Source organism: Leptospira ellinghausenii, assembly GCF_003114815.1.
In the GTDB taxonomy this organism is placed as follows: domain Bacteria; phylum Spirochaetota; class Leptospiria; order Leptospirales; family Leptospiraceae; genus Leptospira_A; species Leptospira_A ellinghausenii.
Genome location: NZ_BFAZ01000001.1, coordinates 1 through 17,503, shown reverse-complemented (window position 1 = coordinate 17,503; position 17,503 = coordinate 1). Strand labels below are relative to the sequence as shown.

Annotated in this window: 14 protein-coding genes; 7 read left to right on the top strand and 7 right to left on the bottom strand. The window is 34.2% G+C overall.

Annotated elements, in window-relative coordinates:
- The first annotated feature begins 44 nt into the window (after positions 1-44).
- On the top strand, positions 45-470 hold the full coding sequence (locus tag DI076_RS00070; protein WP_108958040.1) for an LA_2478/LA_2722/LA_4182 family protein: 426 nt from the start codon (positions 45-47) through the stop codon (positions 468-470).
- A 40-nt stretch (positions 471-510) separates the two neighbouring features.
- Here the strand turns inward: DI076_RS00070 and DI076_RS00065 are convergent, their stop codons facing one another.
- The 3 genes from DI076_RS00065 to DI076_RS00055 form a co-directional block, all read right to left on the bottom strand.
- Positions 511-2,229: an ATP-binding protein gene (locus DI076_RS00065; protein ID WP_108958039.1), complete on the bottom strand. Its 1,719-nt coding sequence runs from the start codon at positions 2,227-2,229 to the stop codon at positions 511-513.
- A gap of 172 nt (positions 2,230-2,401) precedes the next feature.
- Positions 2,402-2,638, bottom strand: coding sequence for a hypothetical protein (locus tag DI076_RS00060; protein ID WP_135358366.1), 237 nt, complete (start codon positions 2,636-2,638; stop codon positions 2,402-2,404).
- Positions 2,639-2,794: 156 nt separating this feature from the next.
- The gene (locus DI076_RS00055) at positions 2,795-3,019 is read right to left on the bottom strand and encodes a DUF6596 domain-containing protein (protein WP_108958037.1); all 225 of its coding nucleotides are present in this window, start codon (positions 3,017-3,019) and stop codon (positions 2,795-2,797) included.
- 635 nt (positions 3,020-3,654) lie between these two features.
- On the opposite strand from DI076_RS00055, the gene DI076_RS20110 reads away from it, so the two are divergent.
- The 3 genes from DI076_RS20110 (at position 3,655) to DI076_RS00030 (ending at position 8,493) form a co-directional block, all read left to right on the top strand.
- Positions 3,655-5,802 carry a PAS domain S-box protein gene (locus DI076_RS20110; protein ID WP_167396488.1) on the top strand — a complete coding sequence of 716 codons (2,148 nt, stop codon included), beginning with the start codon at positions 3,655-3,657 and terminating at the stop codon, positions 5,800-5,802.
- Positions 5,803-5,814: 12 nt separating this feature from the next.
- On the top strand, positions 5,815-7,068 hold the full coding sequence (locus DI076_RS00035) for a hybrid sensor histidine kinase/response regulator (protein ID WP_108958036.1): 1,254 nt from the start codon (positions 5,815-5,817) through the stop codon (positions 7,066-7,068).
- A 186-nt stretch (positions 7,069-7,254) separates the two neighbouring features.
- Positions 7,255-8,493 (top strand): adenylate/guanylate cyclase domain-containing protein, encoded by a 1,239-nt coding sequence (locus tag DI076_RS00030; protein ID WP_108958035.1) that lies wholly within the window; start codon positions 7,255-7,257, stop codon positions 8,491-8,493.
- Positions 8,494-8,952: 459 nt separating this feature from the next.
- Here DI076_RS00030 and DI076_RS00025 read toward each other — a convergent pair whose 3' ends face one another.
- The 3 genes from DI076_RS00025 to DI076_RS20105 all read right to left on the bottom strand — a co-directional run bounded on the left by DI076_RS00025 (position 8,953) and on the right by DI076_RS20105 (position 10,618).
- Complete coding sequence (locus tag DI076_RS00025; protein ID WP_108958034.1) at positions 8,953-10,002, bottom strand: hypothetical protein; 1,050 nt, start codon at positions 10,000-10,002, stop codon at positions 8,953-8,955.
- Positions 10,002-10,400, bottom strand: coding sequence for a hypothetical protein (locus DI076_RS00020; protein WP_135358365.1), 399 nt, complete (start codon positions 10,398-10,400; stop codon positions 10,002-10,004). Before DI076_RS00020 ends, DI076_RS00025 begins: the two co-directional genes overlap by 1 nt.
- A gap of 71 nt (positions 10,401-10,471) precedes the next feature.
- Positions 10,472-10,618 (bottom strand): hypothetical protein, encoded by a 147-nt coding sequence (locus DI076_RS20105; RefSeq protein WP_167396487.1) that lies wholly within the window; start codon positions 10,616-10,618, stop codon positions 10,472-10,474.
- 465 nt (positions 10,619-11,083) lie between these two features.
- Between DI076_RS20105 and DI076_RS00015 the strand changes: the two genes are divergently transcribed.
- The 3 genes from DI076_RS00015 to DI076_RS00005 all read left to right on the top strand — a co-directional run bounded on the left by DI076_RS00015 (position 11,084) and on the right by DI076_RS00005 (position 16,328).
- Positions 11,084-12,289 carry a putative outer membrane beta-barrel protein gene (locus DI076_RS00015; RefSeq protein WP_108958032.1) on the top strand — a complete coding sequence of 402 codons (1,206 nt, stop codon included), beginning with the start codon at positions 11,084-11,086 and terminating at the stop codon, positions 12,287-12,289.
- A gap of 143 nt (positions 12,290-12,432) precedes the next feature.
- Complete coding sequence (locus DI076_RS00010; RefSeq protein ID WP_108958031.1) at positions 12,433-13,197, top strand: Lp29 family lipoprotein; 765 nt, start codon at positions 12,433-12,435, stop codon at positions 13,195-13,197.
- Positions 13,198-13,652: 455 nt separating this feature from the next.
- A complete protein-coding gene (locus DI076_RS00005; RefSeq protein WP_108958030.1) occupies positions 13,653-16,328 on the top strand; it encodes a chitobiase/beta-hexosaminidase C-terminal domain-containing protein in 2,676 nt (891 codons plus the stop codon).
- A 272-nt stretch (positions 16,329-16,600) separates the two neighbouring features.
- On the opposite strand, the gene DI076_RS20100 is transcribed toward DI076_RS00005, so the two are convergent.
- Positions 16,601-16,771: a hypothetical protein gene (locus DI076_RS20100; RefSeq protein ID WP_167396486.1), complete on the bottom strand. Its 171-nt coding sequence runs from the start codon at positions 16,769-16,771 to the stop codon at positions 16,601-16,603.
- Between the last annotated feature and the right edge of the window lie 732 nt (positions 16,772-17,503).

Genomic DNA, 17,503 nt, shown 5'->3' with positions numbered 1-17,503 from the left:
GGAAAATGATAAATTTGGTCAAATTTTATCAATTGGAAGTCTCTATGAAATTTTTCTCAAAAACAAATCTTACTGTTCTCACTCTTTTGTCACTACTGGCTTGTAACAAACTTTCACAATCACCAGAAGCAAAACTAAAAGAATTAGTTCCAAAATTCCAAAAGACAATGTGTTCAAAAACAATTGAATGTACGAAGGATGAATTTGCAAAAATCCCACCTGCTTATCGGAATATGATCCCACCTTTTATGCAGTCGGAAGAAAACTGTATCACATTCTTTGACCAAAAAATGAAAGAAGCTGAGAAAAAAAGAATAGAAGAAAAGAAAGAAGTGACGGAAGAACAAGTGCAAGCCTTCGAAAAGTGCATATTAGCATTTGATAAACTAACATGCGATACATTCAAAGGTGCAAAAGGAAAGGTTTCCATACCAGAATGTGAAGAAGCACAAAAATATTCTGGAGACTAATCAACTAAAAGAGGATTGGGGTATCCAATCCTCTAATGGCTCACTCTGCATAAAGTTCAATTTTGTTGACTAGATCCTCTGGTAGAAATGGCTTATGAATTATATCTAAAAAACCTGAACGTTTCACATGATTGCTAACATCAATCGAAACATCAGCAGTTAGAGCTATGATAGGAGTGAAGATTCCACTAGCACGAATTTTTTCAGTAGTAACAAATCCATCCCAATCAGGCATTTGCAGATCCATTAAAACCAAAGAGATTTTCTCTTTACTAACAATCTGTAAAGCTTCTTTACCATTACTCGCCAATAGGCATTCAAATCCACATTTTCTGATAAATTGAAACGCTACTTTTAAATTGAGTTCATTATCGTCTACAACAAGGATAGTTTTATTCTTTCTTTGATTTGAAGATTTTTTTTGAATCACAAAACGTTTCTCTTCTGGAATCAATTCTGATTTTGCAAATTCCAAAAGAAATGAAAATTCACTTCCTTCACCTTCTTTCGACTCCAATGTAATGTTAGAACCATAGAGTTCAACGAGCTTTTTCACAATTGATAATCCTAAACCTGTACCACCAAATTTTCTTGAAGTGGAAGAATCAGCTTGGGAAAAATGATCGAATATGATTTTTTGATTCTTTTCTGGTATACCAATGCCTGTATCTCTTACAATAAATCTTATTATTTCTGTATCATTTAAAGTATCTTCAAGTTTGACGACTAAACCTATTTCCCCATCTAATGTAAATTTTATAGCGTTCGAAATCAAATTGATTAAAATTTGCGTTAAGCGATTCGGATCACCAATTAAAAATTCACTGATTCCTTCATCTATTTCCAGTTTGAAGCTAAGATTTTTTTCATCCGCTTTAACCTTCATAGAATGAAAGATTTTATGGATTAAAGATTGAAAATCAAAGGGAATGAATTCAAGTTCAACCTTACCCGCCTCCATCTTATTAAAATCCAAAATATCATTGATGATAACCAATAGATTTCTAGAAGAAAACTGAATCATGGACAAAAAATCCTTATGTTCTTCTTTTGGATCATCATCCAAAAGAATATTTGTAAATCCTATGATTGAATTAATTGGAGTTCGAATCTCGTGACTCATGGAAGATAAAAACATAGACCTAGATTGCGCAGCCTTCTCTGCTTTTTCCTTAGCAACACTTAATTCCTTTAATGAATCGTTCAATTCTTCTGCTTTTACAACATAAGAGTTTTCTAATTCATGATTCACACGTATAAACATGAGCATGATTAAAAATTCACCAAGAAAACTCAAAAAAAGATTAAATTGAAAAAGTGTATTCAGATCAATCTTAGCCATATCACCAAACTTAAGTATGGAATATTCAGATGTTTCCAGATAAAAATAAGAAAGTAACGAGACCAAAGTCCAATAAACAATCCATCTCCACTGGATCGTTTCAAATACCAGAAAATATAAACTCAAAAGCGGAAAATACAATAGAATCGAACCAGAACCTTTCCCCTGCGTACTCGATATATTTATGATCGCAAAATTAAATAGTAATAAAATTAAATTTTTGGAAAGGAAATGGAATCCTTTTTTGTTCAATGTATAGGTAATATAAAACAAGAGAGCAACAAAGAAGCCAAAAAAGGAAAAAAATGTATTCCCAAAAAACAATAGCATAGCAAATGAATTGATAATTGCTAAAGTGATAAAAATACCACTTAGATATCCAATAAATCGAATTTGTTTTTGCCTCATTGTAGTCATACAATTAATCAATCATTCCTTCGAAACGTACTCCCAATAAAATTGATTTAAGATTCAAATTTCAATTCCAGCAAAAGTCAGGATTGGCTCTTATCCAAATCTAACCTTTAGATTCGACGAAATAATTCCAGAAAAACCTGCGGCTTAAAGGAAATTTGTGATTCAGAAATCATTACAATAGTTTTTTCATTCGATTCTGAATGGAATTGATTTCATGGGGAGAGGTTACGTAAGATATAGCTTGTGTATAATATTCTTTTGATTTCATAGGATCCAATTTTGAATACAATTCACCTAACAAAGAAAAATAATAACAACTCTTTGGAAAATCCAACATTCCCAATTCTCTTAACGCTTCTTCGTTTCCATAGGCTTTGTAGATTGCGTAAATTCGATTGAGATGTATCAAAGAAGAGGATTCCAGCAAAAGAAGTGCCGAATACAATTCACAGATACTCTGCTATTTCCCATTTTGAATGAATTCCAAATTCCAAAAATTTCAATTTTGATCCTCATAACGTATCATTTATCCTTCAGAACTAAACCTAAAATCAAAACGTGAGTATTAAAAACAAAATAGAGAGAGCAGACCATAAACATCTGAATGAATGGAAATTTCAGTTTCTAAAAGAAGGCTACAGAGATGGATTGACTCCAAACAAAATGACTTTCGAATCTCTTTCTCCAATCCTTCCATCGAATATCCTTTATTAAAAATGAGATATAATGTTCTCAAAACTGATTGAAGTCGATTTTGAAATTCATCTGAATTAGGATATTCTATACTCATACTATTTTCCCTTAGGATTTCTTTAGCTCGGTAAAGCCGTTTTGATAAGGTTTCTCTATTGGTTAAAAATGTTTTGGCAATTTCATCAATGGTAAATCCGTAAAAATTCGAAGTGCCAAACCGATTTGTGATTCCATTAATCAGAAGAGATGACTTATTTAGAAAAATAAAATCAAATCGATCTCACCGATATTGATCAAATGCAAGACGCCAATCTCATACAACACCGAAACACCAATACAGTATAGCCATCGTTTGGGATCGCATCTTGGCATTGAATGATTCTAACTTTCATTCACCTAACAAAATAAGACAAGACCGTTCTATGATTCGATCGACAAATGTCGATGCGACCGAATCCACCTCAATTAGAATGAGACTAAAATTAAACCATCTTAAATATCATTCGCAAATAATGCTCAATTTTTCATTATATTAATATCTATTTTCATAATTTTTAATACTCATATATAATGTTTCCTTCATCATTTTTCCCGCTTTAACAATAAATTAATTTATAAAATTTTAAAATCTTTAGAACAACCAAAACAAAAATATGCTAGAATATTTTTCCATAACGAATATCAATTGGTTGAAATTCACAACTTATTAAAGTGTAAATATATTTCCAAAACATGAACCAAGTTATTTTTGAAGATAATAAAGAAGATGGTAAGTCAAACGAACATTACGATTCCTTACCTGTTGCATTTTTACAAATTTCAAAACAAGGTAGGATCAATTTTATAAATTCCGAAGCTACGGAATTATTTTCCATTACACAATCTGATCTTCATCAAAAATCATTCACAACACTTTTATCCGAAAAATCAAAAGAGAGTTTCCATACATTCATTAGCACAATATGTTCAGGAAAAAACAAAAACTCTTGCCTGGCGGAAATTATCGTTCGCCAAAATCTCACAAAACAAGTTTCACTTTATGGAAATCTATCGTTAGATGGTGATTGGATCCAGTTAATTGTAGTTGAGTCGACAGACGAAAAAGAAACGGATATCACCTACAAAAAGGAATTTGAAGACATATCCAATGTTGCCCAAGTAGGTAGATGGGAATTAAATTTAGTCACTGGTACATTAAAATGGTCAAAAAAAATATATGAAATATTTGAATTGGATCCAAACTTATTCCAACCAAGTTATGAAACATTTTTATCTGTAATCCATCCAGATGACCGCGAAAAAGTAAACCAAGCTTACTCACAATCTCTAATAGATAAAAAAAAATATGAAATTGAACACAGACTAATTCTGTCAGATGGTCGTATCAAGTGGGTAAGGGAAACCTGTTATTCCATATTTGATCCTCAAGGGAATCCAGAGATTTCTATCGGAACCTGCCAAGACATTACCAAACAAAAGGAAATGGAAATTCATCTTAAGGAAAGTGAAACAAAATATTCAAATTTAGTCGAAAATACAGCAAGCCTTGTTTGGAGTCTGGATGAGAACGGACATTTTAGGTATATAAATCCAGCATGGGAAAAATTACTGGGATACCCAAAGGAAGAAATTCTCGATCGTTCATTTTTAGATTTTCAACCATCCGTGATTGCAACAAGAGACAAAAAAGCTTTCGAAAAATTTAGCTTAGGTGATGATGATTCTATCAAGATTGGATATGAAACTTTATTTATTTCTAAAACTGGAGAAGCAAAATATTTAATTTTTTACCCAACTCCTTTGTATAACGAATCTGGACAGTTTATCGGCTCTCACGGCACTGCCAATGACATCACATTCAAACGTACTTTGGATTTAAAACTTGAAGAAACTTATTTTGAGTTGGGACAAAGGCAATATGCGATTGACCAACATGCAATTGTTGCAATCACCGATCTAAACGCTGATATTATTTATGTTAACAAAAAATTTTGCGAAATTAGTAAGTATACAAGAGATGAATTAATCGGTGAAAACCATCGTATCATCAATTCGGGATACCATCCTGCTGAGTTTTTTAAAAATCTATACAAGACCATTAAATCAGGAAATACATGGCATGGTGAAATCAGAAATAGAGCAAAGGATGGAACTTTTTACTGGGTTGCTACAACCATTGCACCTATCAAAAATGCTCGTGGTGTAATTGAAAAATACCTATCTATCAGAACTGATATAACAGAAATCAAAGAAGCGGATGAAAAAATCAAATCTCTTCTAAATGAAAAGGCACTGATCTTAGTTGAAGTGCACCATCGTATCAAAAATAATATGAATACGATTTATAGTCTGTTAAAAATGGAAGCAAACTCACAAAAAGATATATTGCATAAAACCATTTTGCTCGATGCCTCAAATCGAGTTAGAAGTATGATGTTGTTATATGACAAATTGTACCGATCGGAAAATACAGACACAATTTCCATTAAAGATTACTTTCCAACTTTGATTTCCGAAATATTAAATATATTTCCGAATCACGAGAAGATTACAACTGATATACATGTAGAACCTGTTGCGATTAACACAAAAATTTTGTCTTCCATCGGTATCATCATTAACGAACTCGTTACAAACTCTATGAAATATTCCTTCAATGAAGGCCAATCAGGAAAAATTACCTTTCATGCAAAAATTCAAAATCAAATTTTGATGATCAATTATGAAGATGATGGAATTCCAATCAACCCAACAATTTTACTTCAATCTACAAATAGCTTTGGTTTAAACCTAATTAACATGTTAGTGAAACAACTAAAAGGTATTGTTCATATAGAGAATTCTAATGGAACCAAGTATAAAATTGAAATTAAAATTTAGGATATAATTGATATGAATGAAAAACGAATTCTTCTCGCTGAAGATGATTTAATTTCTGCCACTTTACTCCAAGAGTCTTTAGCCTCACTCGGCTATCAGGTCACGCTGGCGGAAGATGGTCGAAAGGCAAAGGAGTTGTTCTTAGAAAACCAATTTCCGATCGTCATTACAGATTATGATATGCCAGACGTAAACGGAATAGAACTCATCGATTTTCTAAAAGAAGAAGAGGTCGAACCCATTATCATAGTCCTAACAAACAATTCCGAAACATCTATCATCATTGATATCATGAGAAGAGGAATTTACGATTATATTGTAAAACCGATTGAAGCTGAAGAACTTTCTCTAAAACTTCAACGTGCTTTTGAAATTCACAACATAAGAAAATTAGAAAAGGTTGCCAAACGAGAACGTGAAATGCGCCTAGAAAGTCATTTGGATTGGATCAAATGGAAAGAAAAAATAGGAGGATCTGGAAAATTTAAAAATTTGAACCAAAATTTATTTGAGAGTTTAAAAACTAGTTTTAACCAAGGTACTGGATTTGGAGCCCTAGTATCCTTATTAAAAATTGTTTCAGATTCCGCAGAAATTGAAGGAGATTTTTATAAAATTGATACAGAGATTATGGGTCTCATCAAAACAAATGCAGAGATGGCCGAAAAAGCTTTATATACTTTTTCCGAAATAGATGAAATCTTAAACGGAAAAATTGAACTAGAGACGATCTCTTTAATAAATTTATATCATGAAATAAAGAATGTAACAAATGAAATGAGTAACCTCTTGGATATTCAAAAAAATTATTTATACTTAAGTGAAAAAAAATCATCATTTGATCAAAACAAAATCAATATTCATAAAAAATATTTCATCATGGCATTGAAGGAAATTCTAACCAATGCTTGTAAATTTTCGATCCCGGAAAGTAGCATCCACATTGTTATGTATATAGAAGCAAAATCGCTCGTGATATCTGTTTATAACTCGCCCATCAAAAACTCAGATAGGACAGAGGGAATTCCGCTAGAATTTGAAAATATGATATTTGAACCTTTTTTTCGTCTCACAAAATTTGTTTATGATGACTACAAAACTCTCGATTTCGGTTTAGGATTAACAAAAGTGGAATCAATCATCAAAAGATTTGATGGCAAAATTGAAATTAAAAATATTATCGATCATTTATATGCAAAATCCCAACCGAAAACAAAGGTAATTTGCCGAATTTCGATTCCACTTGTTATAGAGAATGGGATCTAAAAAATTCTAAACCTAACTCTCTCCCTAAACAATCCATTGATTCCTCATTGATTAGAAAAAAAGAAAGCCAAATCATGGTTGAAGCTGATCATTTTAGTTCCAATGATCTGGACTATCTTTGAATAAAATTTACACTTTTTGTCATTAAATAGGAATGATTGGATTCTTTCAAGTTGGAGATAAGGAATGAAAAAATCGATAGTCGATGAAATTTTAATCTCAAGAGAGATCAAAAATGAAAAAAAGGTAGCTGTTGTTCGTTTTGCCATTTTTTCCTTCGCATCGCTTATGGATTATTTGTCCTACTTCCATGTGATCAATTATACAATTGTCCCTCCCACTAACATCACACTATTGTTAGACACAACTTTCTTAGTCTTTGCAGGTTTTGTCCTTTTTTTTGTAACTCATTTTTCCTTTCAACCTTATCTCAAATTTTTTACTATCACCTTGGATTATACAATTATTGGTTTAATGATATTTTTTGATCCTACGGTCCAAAGAGGTGATGGTGTTATTTATTTTATCGCAATGATTGGTGCCATTTTCATTTACCAATTTAACTTACTTAGGCATTCCAAAATTGGAACCATCTACGGAGCATTTTTATCATTTATTTTCCTTTTTGTGATATCCATTGGATTAGGAGGAGGATACCCTATCGATTTAATCCCTATGTTATTTGGATTAGGAATGATACTTGCGATTGGTTATGTGACAACAGTTTCAAATTTTGAAATGGTCAAAGAAGCAAATGCAAAACAAATGATGGAAAGATACCTTCCCTCTCAATTAGTCAGCGAGTTTTATAAAAACAATGCTCAGCTAGAACCTGGCGGAGAAATGAAAGAGGTTACAATTCTCTTTTCGGACATACGATCCTTTACAAAATATTCCGAACAAAGGTCAGCCGAAGAGGTGGTTCTATTTTTAAATGACTATCTCTCTCGTATGACAGACATTATCTTTAGATTTAATGGAACCATCGATAAATTCATTGGAGATGCTATCATGACGATCTTTGGTGCACCTTTTAAACGAGATGATGATGCACTCCGTGCTGTCAAATCTGCTGTCGAAATGATCCACGAGATACATCGATTCAATCAAAAAAGGAAATACCTAGAAGATCAAATCCAGGTGGGAATCGGAATCCACACGGGAGAAGCCATTGTTGGAAATATTGGTTCTGATCGTAGGTTAGATTATACTGCCATTGGTGACAATGTAAACCTAGCCTCAAGGATTGAAGGATTAACCAAACACTACCAATGTCCAATATTGATTTCTGAAGTTACCTTCAGGCAAATCGAAGGAAAGTATAATGAATCGGATGGATTTGTAATCAGAGAGATTGATAAAGTCATTGTGAAAGGAAAATCAAAACCCATTTCCGTATATGAAGTTGTTTGTCTCACCAGCTGAGTGAAAAGTAGTTTAGTCTTCTTAATCAGCAACCATCCTTTCTCTCTATTCAGTTAGACCCAATTCGATTTCATAACACTTCCCTTGAGAAGTAATCTCTACTACCCAGGCTCCTGAACTGTCTTTCTCTAACATAAAACCAATATCCTTACATTGAATTGTTTGTCCCTCCGAATCAGTCCGAATGATATCACCTTCATAACGGTAAAACCCACCATTAAAACCTTTGTGAAACGTTCCATCATCAATGAGAACTTTCGACCATTTGTAGTCGGGCTATTTATTTTGACCAAGTAGACCGTAGGTCTCGTTCTGCCTATTCCGTTGGCACTGGAACTGGAATCGTATCTGCAAACACTACAGATAAAGATAAGAAAATTAGATAATGTTTCTGGTTTTCATAAGCAATCGAGAATTTTACTTTCGCTAGAGATTAAAGCAGGATGAATATTTACCATTCTATGCTTTCTTCAATGATTCATAAACAAGTGACAGTTCGATTTCAGAATCACGAAACCATACGACTTGCTTTGATGGATCGGTAATTCGATCGATATCGGAAACACATTTGTCCAAGTAACCTCTAAGATCTGCCTGTAATTCTTTCGCAGACGTTAACCCTTGTTCTTTAAAAATCTCCTTACCACCGCCAAAAATGGTTCGTTCAAAGTAATCCCAAATCCTTCGATTTTCAAATATATCATTCCAATTTGTTCCATAAAAATCACAAACAAATTCGTATGCTTGTTTCGCATCTTCTTTATGTTCTTTAGAACCTGTCATACGAAATGAAATCAAAGGAGATAAAAAAGACTGAAATACAGCAAAGAGAAAACTGGAATCCCATAAATTCAAAAATCGAGAATTTTCGGCTTCCTGAAATGCCAAAACTTCCATCTCGATGATCGTCTTTGCCTCATTCATTTTGTTTTGCATCGATTGGAAATAATGTTCCATTTGAGGACTCGAGACAATTCCCAGAGATTTCTCTGCAGTTGTAATTTCAGGATTTCCAGAATTCAGGAGTTTTTCCAATCCATCTCGCATAACATAAACCATATGGTATCTAGACATCCCTAAAAATAGATCTTCTTCTTCCATTTTGAGAATGAAGTTTGGACCGGAAGTGGATTCACTCTCTAATTGGAATACTCGATTGTAAATCTTAGCAACATTTGGATCTTTTTTTGCCTCACCTAAAGACTCAAATGATAAGTGATAACCTTTTGCAATCTCTTCTGGAGAAGGGATACGATTCGATTTAGGTTTTAATTGGTAAGCCTCATTTCCTAATTTAGAATAGTATCCAATAATTTCTGTGAAATAGTTTCTATTTTGCGCTTCAGCCATGAAAGCAGAATAATCTTTACTTGATTCAGCAAGTGTTTCCATTTCAGACAATAATTTTTTTGCATTCAGAACTTCTTTGTTATCTTCAGGCAATGAATCAAAATAGCTTTTTAGTCCAGTTCGATAGGAATCAATTAAATCTTTTAGTGCTGGTTCCATTACAATTCCTCACCTAGTATTGTTTCTATTATTTGAACCAATCGATTCAATTGTGATTTTGTAAATGGATTTAGCAATCGATAAGGATTCTGAAAATAAGAATCAAATCTAAAATTAGGATCTAATTCTTTTAATTTCAAATATTCTTGTTTCGTTTGTTTGGCTTTTTCTTTTTGATGGGAAAGATTAGCAAGTGTGTTGATTTGAAAGAGTAACTGTAATACAATTACGGATTGATTGATTTTCTCATTTGCTTCCGTTTCAGTGACTGGTGATAAGGTTTGGGGAAGTTTCGTTGCGAGTTCTGCATAACTTTTACAACCAAGAGCCATTTCTTCTCGTTTTGAATAGAAAAATGCATACTCTTCCAAACCAAATTCTTCATATAATTGTTTCATGGATCGGTACCGATCCATCTGCTCACTTTTGGCAATGGAAAATAAATCGGAGTCATTACCCAATTGTTTGGTTACTCTGCATAATCAGAAGAACCGTTTGCGATGTCCAAAACCTTCTCATACGCTTTGATTTGTTCATGATTGAGAGCTGGGTTCTCTTTCAATTTTGTAATGCGAATTTTGAGATAGGATATGTGGTCCGATGTATGTTGATCCATTCTTTCCCCTTTGTTTTCTAAACGAATTTAGTTTCGAAAGAAAGGATTGAAAAGAATTATTCATTCCAAAAGTATTTTTTTCCGACCATTCCAGTCAAAAACATACACTGTTGATGTAATAAAAAATTAACATATGTTATGTTATTTTGAACAAAAAACTCCTGTCCATCTATTCAATAGAGAGAGATAAAATTTTGGACGAACCCCCAAAATATGATTTCCTATCCTAAAATCAAGACTTACACAAACCATCATTCCACAATCATTTGGGGTCGGGCTCTCCAGGGCTTTGGTCGCTCATAGCGACCGCTAACGCGCCCTTACGATCCCTTTCGCAAAAAACAAACTTGAAACCAATGAATTGATTGCCATTCATTTTGATGACGTATCTGCTGTTATGTTCTATTTTTTTCCTCTTTAAAAAAATAAGTTGAGAAAAGTAAAGGATTTCTGAAGTATAACCGCATGTGGAAATGTAAGTGGCTTTTTTTATTTTTAATTCCCCAATTATTGTCTGCCGAAGGGTTTCAGAAAGGCAATCTCATGTTATTTGGTTCTGGATCGTATGGTCTGGGAATGTCTTCTGGAAGTTTAGAACGTTTTGCCGAAACATATAATTTCCCTACATATCTGGCTTATCGTGATGGCCTAAGTGCAGAAACTAGGACAATTGCCTATTATCTTCTTACTGATTTTAACTCTGACCAAGTCCGTTTGAATAGTCATTTGGGAGAAGTGGGTGTCCAATATGCTTTTTTCAAATACCTTTCTGTTGGACTAACGGGTGTTTACCAGTCGATTGAAGCATCAAATTTACGCCAAATAGAACCTACGTTTGTTCTGTTAAATGCAAGCCAAATACAACGTCAATTTCCCTCCAGTTCATATAATGATAATTTATTTTCATCCGAATTACTTTCGTTTTTAATTCGAAAAGACCGAAGAATTTCTTCGATCACAACCGGAAATTTGGATTTTGGAATCCATTTTTTTCCCAATTCTGTTTTTGATCCCTATATTCGATTTGGTGGAGGTTTAGGAAACGAACGCCAGTCAGGTGGAAAAGTGGAACGTTTTTTTGCCGGCCTAGGATTACGATTTCATTTTGCATCGTCCTATTTCTTATTTTTCGAAGCATTAACGACAAATACTTACATAGTGGATTTTAAACCCCAAGTGAATACATTCCGAAACCGCGGGAATTTTGAAGAAAATTTTGTGAGCCTTGGATTTGGAAAACAATTTTCAATTGGTTCTGCCAATGAAGAATCGAAAGTTATTTCAGTTGAACAAACCCTTGATAAAACTCAGACCATTGAATCACCTCCTCGAATCAGAACGTTTTCTTTTCTCGCAAGCGAACTATTTGAACCCAGAACAACTCGGATCCATATAGAAGGCCGAGCAAAATTGGACGCTCTTGCGCGTAGTTTTGCAATTGAATACCCTGAATATGAAATTGTCATCATCAACTTTGTTGCACCCTTTCCTGGTACAGAAGAGGAAGATCCGTTACACGAACAATTTGGAATCAACCGTTCCTTAGCAATTTTTCAAATCTTACGAGAAAAGAACATCCCAGCGAAACGCATCATCAATGCAACCGCAGGTTCCACTCGTTATGAATTGGATTCTTCGGAAAAAGTGATCTTTGAACTCCGCGCAAAATAGGATTCTGATTGTTCAGTTTTGTTTTCAAATTTGATTTTTTCAAAATACTATTTTTGCAATATTCTAAAATTCAAGATTGAAACTTTGTTAAAAAAACATTGACTTTCGTGTGAAAATTACAATGAATATAGCGGGAGATTTTTATGTTACGTGTTAGTTTTGTTAGTTTAATTGTTCTTTTTACATTTTTATCCTGTAAAAATATCGTTCTTGTTCGCGAATATTCTCAAAAAGCCATTGAGTTTAATCCTAAATTGAAAATTGCATTAGTTGGTTTTTTCCCTTATCAATACTCAACGATCACTTCCGGCAGGACTCGAACCACTACGGCTACATTAGATTATAATCATCCAACTGTTTCTGTCATGACAATTGGGAAACCGATTGAAATGATACCAAGTTCAGGCATCGATTCTAGTGTATCTCCAGAAGCTTCTAAAGACGTTGCGATGACTTATTTAGAAAGAGTGAAATTATCGGGACTTCAAGAAATCTCAAAAATGATCGAAATTAAAAAAGTTGATGAAAAAACTATCTTTGCTTTAAAAAAGAGAGACGTAGATTATTATTTAATTGCGATCCATGGACCAGCATTCGACGAAAGTATGGGAAATGTGGGTCGTACCCTAATCACTGCTCATCTCTGTATCTTATCAATTGGCACATTCCCATGTTGGAACAGTATTCAAACAGAAACTAAATTCTTATTATATGACAACAAACTGAAGTTAGTAGATAATCAAACTTACTCAGACCGATACGAACATTTTGGTGCATGGTGGGGAAAAGAAGAAAATGGAACATTTGATTTACAAAAAGCAGGGATCCCTGATCCGTTAAAGGTAAAAGTATACAAACCACATATTTTAGAATATGAAGACCACCTAAAAGAACTTCTCAACAAATAACTCTGCTTAGCTTACAACTAAAGATAAGTCGAACCTTCTAAAACTAGATTTTGAAGGTTCGGTATTTGTAGGTATTTTTCCAAATATCGTAAATGAAACAATTTCAACTAGATGCAAATCAAATGGATACAAAAATTGAATGTAATGCTTCTTCCATTTAAGATTCTTTCTATAAACTGCATAGATAACGCATTTGAAGAACCTATCGTATTACCACATTCAAATACCCGTTAGAGCAGAACAAAAAAAATAGGGAAAAACTAAATTTAGACAAACTTAATAGAATAGCGAAATTAAATGACTAAGGGTCACCGTTTTTAACGTTTTTATTGCGATTCTGGAACGTTTTTAACGGTATTTTGGAATTTTTTTTCGTAAGCTGTGAATTTCAACTAGAAGGTGATTATGAGACTTCCATATGTTGTAATCAAACAGAATACAATCTGGAAAAAATCATGCGAATCTATACGAAAACTCTTAATTACCTTTCCCTCCTACTTATATGTTTATTCCAGTATTGTATTTTGATACCTAACAATAGTTCAAACTCAAGTGCCATGGGCCTTCTACTTGGCTTGGGAGGTCGTTCCGCTGCACCAGTCAATGTAGAACCAGGAACCGTCGTTGACCTATCAGGTAACGGTACATTCTCTGGAACACTCGTCGATTCGGACGGCAACGGAATTTCCGATGGTATTGATCTCACGGGTAACGGTGTTCCGAATTTGATCCTCATTGATACGAATGCAGATAGTATCCCTGATGCCGTAGATACAAACGGAGATGGAATTGCTGATTATTATATCAATCCTAATCCTCCTACTTTTCTTACATCGGGACCTGGTGGAACTGGAAGTCCAGTGTTAGCAATCGTAGATTCCAGCGGAAATCTGATTGGTTTTGATACAGACGGAGATGGAACGACTAATGATACTTTGGTGGCGCAGATTCTTGGTGATACAACTCCCCCTACTCTCACTAGCTCATTGTCTTCAGGAACTTATTCAACCTCACAAACAACTACTTTAACATGCACTGACAATTTTGCACCAGGAAACATAATTTATACTTTAGATGGTTCTACACCCAATTTCCAATCGAAGGTTGGAACCATCGTTTCTCCTCCCTCAAAATCTGTTAACCTGTCCTTTGAAGGGAGTCGAACTTTAAAAGCCTTTTGTCGAGATATGAATGGTAATTTGTCTTCTACTATTCAATTCAATTATACAATTGATACATCGGTACCAGCTTTAACATTAGTGAGTCAATCTTCATTAGCAGTAACTTCATTTGCTAATGGTATTCAATCTTCGACTGCAACATGGCAATCAAATCGTTCTGGCTCATATGTTATTTACGAAGGAAATGCTTGTTCAGGAACAAGCTTAGCAACTGGATCAGCTTCTGCCAATCAGGACATAACGTTTATTCGCTCTTATACTCATTTTTCTGGCGAAGGAACAAAATCCTACCGAATTTGTGTAACTGGATCCAATGGTTTGGTTGGATTTATTTCTTTTTCTCTACAAAGAGACGACACGGCACCAATTGTATCGACTTCTCCAAGTTCAGGGAATTATAGTTCGGCTACTTCAGTTACAGCTAGCTGTACTGATGTTGGCGGATCTGGATGTGATAAAATTGCTTACACTACTCAAGTGGGAAGTGCACCAGCCAATCCCACAATCCAAGGGTCTACGGGAAACATTACGAATGGTACATTGTATAACTCTGCCATTGATATGTCCGATTCTTCCGTCACTTATACTAAGTTTGTTGCTCGCGACAAAGCTGGAAACCTCTCGACTATCAATTCGCAAACTTACACTGTCGATAGCCAAGTAGCAACCATTACAGTTAACTCTTCCACATCAGCAGTCAATGGAATTAATAACGTAAGTCTCAATTGGCAAAGCACAAAAGCGGGGAACTACCAAATTCGGATTGGAGGTAGCAGCTGTTCAACGGGAACTGCATTAAGCAATGGTTCAGGAAATTCCAATGTTACAGGTTCGGCACTTGCGACCACAGACATCAGTACCACTGTTGCGAATTCACATTTCATTGAAGGAGATAACACGATCCGAATTTGTGTTTCAAATTTAGTCGGTAGTTTTGGTTTTACGACACGTACAACGAATAAGGATACAACAGCTCCAATTGTAAGTATCACTTCACCATCTGGTTCAGGTCCTTTTAACTCGGGTACACAACTACAACTCAGTTGTTCTGATACTGGTGGAACTGGGTGTGATAAAATCATCTATACTTTAAACGGCACAGATCCTACATTTGATTCCAATGGTACCGTTACAAATGGATCTGTTTACAGCTCTGCATTTGCCCTTTCGAATGGTAGTATACAAGTAAAGTATCGAGCAATAGATCTAGCAAAGAACAGTAGTAATGTCAGTACTCAAAATTTTTATGTTGGTCCCCCTGTCATTTCATCAATTGGAGTTGGATCTGGTCAATTAACCGTAAACTTTGCGACCGTATCTGGAGCAACAGGATATAAAGTGTATTACAATACCATTTCGGGAGTCACAAAATCAAACTCCAGTGTATCAGGAACGACTTCTCCAATCGTTTTAACAGGACTTAATAATGATACGATCTATTACATTAACATCACATTAACAGCTGCTTACGGAGAAAGTGATTTAGGTACAGAAACATACCAAACTCCATCAAACCTGACGTTAGTGGATTATTGTATCATTCAGTGGCCAACTTCTTTAACTTTAACAAGAAGCACAACTGCCAATGCTTCCAATGCGATCTATATTCAATTTTATCATACCAATGTTACGAATATATTCCCTCAAGCGGCTGATTCTCGAGTTCAATTACAAGTAGGATATGGACCCAATAATTCAAATCCAATGACGGAACCTCAAAACTGGACATTTTTTTCTGCATCATACAATTCCTCTTGTTTAAACTGTGCGAATAACCATGAATATTATTCATTTATCACAGCTCCGGCAATCCCAGGGACGTATAAATATGTGGGGAGGGTAAAGATAACGGGTGTTGCACGAGAGACATATTGTGATCTAGATGGGTACGGGGGAAACTCTGGATTAACATTTTCAACCTCTCAATTAGGCACCTTAACGGTTCAGTAATAAATGTTGGAAATGGCTTCTGTTTTGTTATATATTATGGGAGAAAATAATGGAAAGAAGGCCAGCAGTTACTTTGAATTCTATGTTTATTGAATCAAATTGAAATCTTTAGCTGCTGCCTAAATAATTCTTTTGAAATTAAATAACGTAAATACCTCAAATTACAACTAAGGTTAATTAGTAGTCGTATGACTAGATGCTATATCATTCTGAATTTGAATGACTATAAACAAAGGACCGGATGGCGAGATTGTTATTGAGAAATCACATGTTCATTTATTACCGGAGCTAGCTCCGTAATTTCTACCAATTGTTTGTTGATATTTCCCTAATGTAGAAGTAGAATAAGTTCTGTTTTCTCCTAAATCATGGCCTAAACACATTGTATCATTCATAACGCCATTAAAAAGTTTCGTTCCATTTAATGGAATCGCTGCTGCCATTAATGACCATCATAATAGTCAAAAATTTGTTACACTTGATACTGTAAAACTATAATTCCAGTTGGCTAATACAACGATTTCAAAAACATCTTGGCAATTTAAACCACAGTTCCAGTCTCCAGAAAATGAATAAGTAGATAAAGGAGTTAGAGAATTTTCAGGAGAATTTAAACTTCTATTGGCTGAATTTGCAAGACTCTTTACGTATTCATTCTCAATACCACAAATGATTGCTGCGTCTCCCGGGTTACAGCCTATTTGATATTTACAATTTTAGAATGTAATAAATAAGAATATAAAACTAAAGATTACGACCTGTTTTCCCATAGAAATTGCCTAGTTATATTAACAAATTCTGGTTAATTTATTATCATAAAAATAATAATTTAAAGACTGGATCAATTTTCATTCGATTTTATGAATTTAAAAAATTAGATAATTCAAAACCAAATTTTATATTACCAATTAAATCAAATCCATTTTAGTGAAATTCAATACAAAAAACTACCGAGGAATCTATACTTAAAATTCTTTGGTTTTATCGAGTATCCCACTCGACCCATCAGAATCCCATCCCCCATTCGCAGCAACATAACCTAATCGACTCATTCAAAACACCAACTTGTGTCAGGGCATAAAAAAACCCCACCAGATCCTGGTGAGGTAATTATCTCAATTCGTTCCCTGAGTACCGAAGTGAATCGAATGGAACTTTTACAAAATACAACGTAG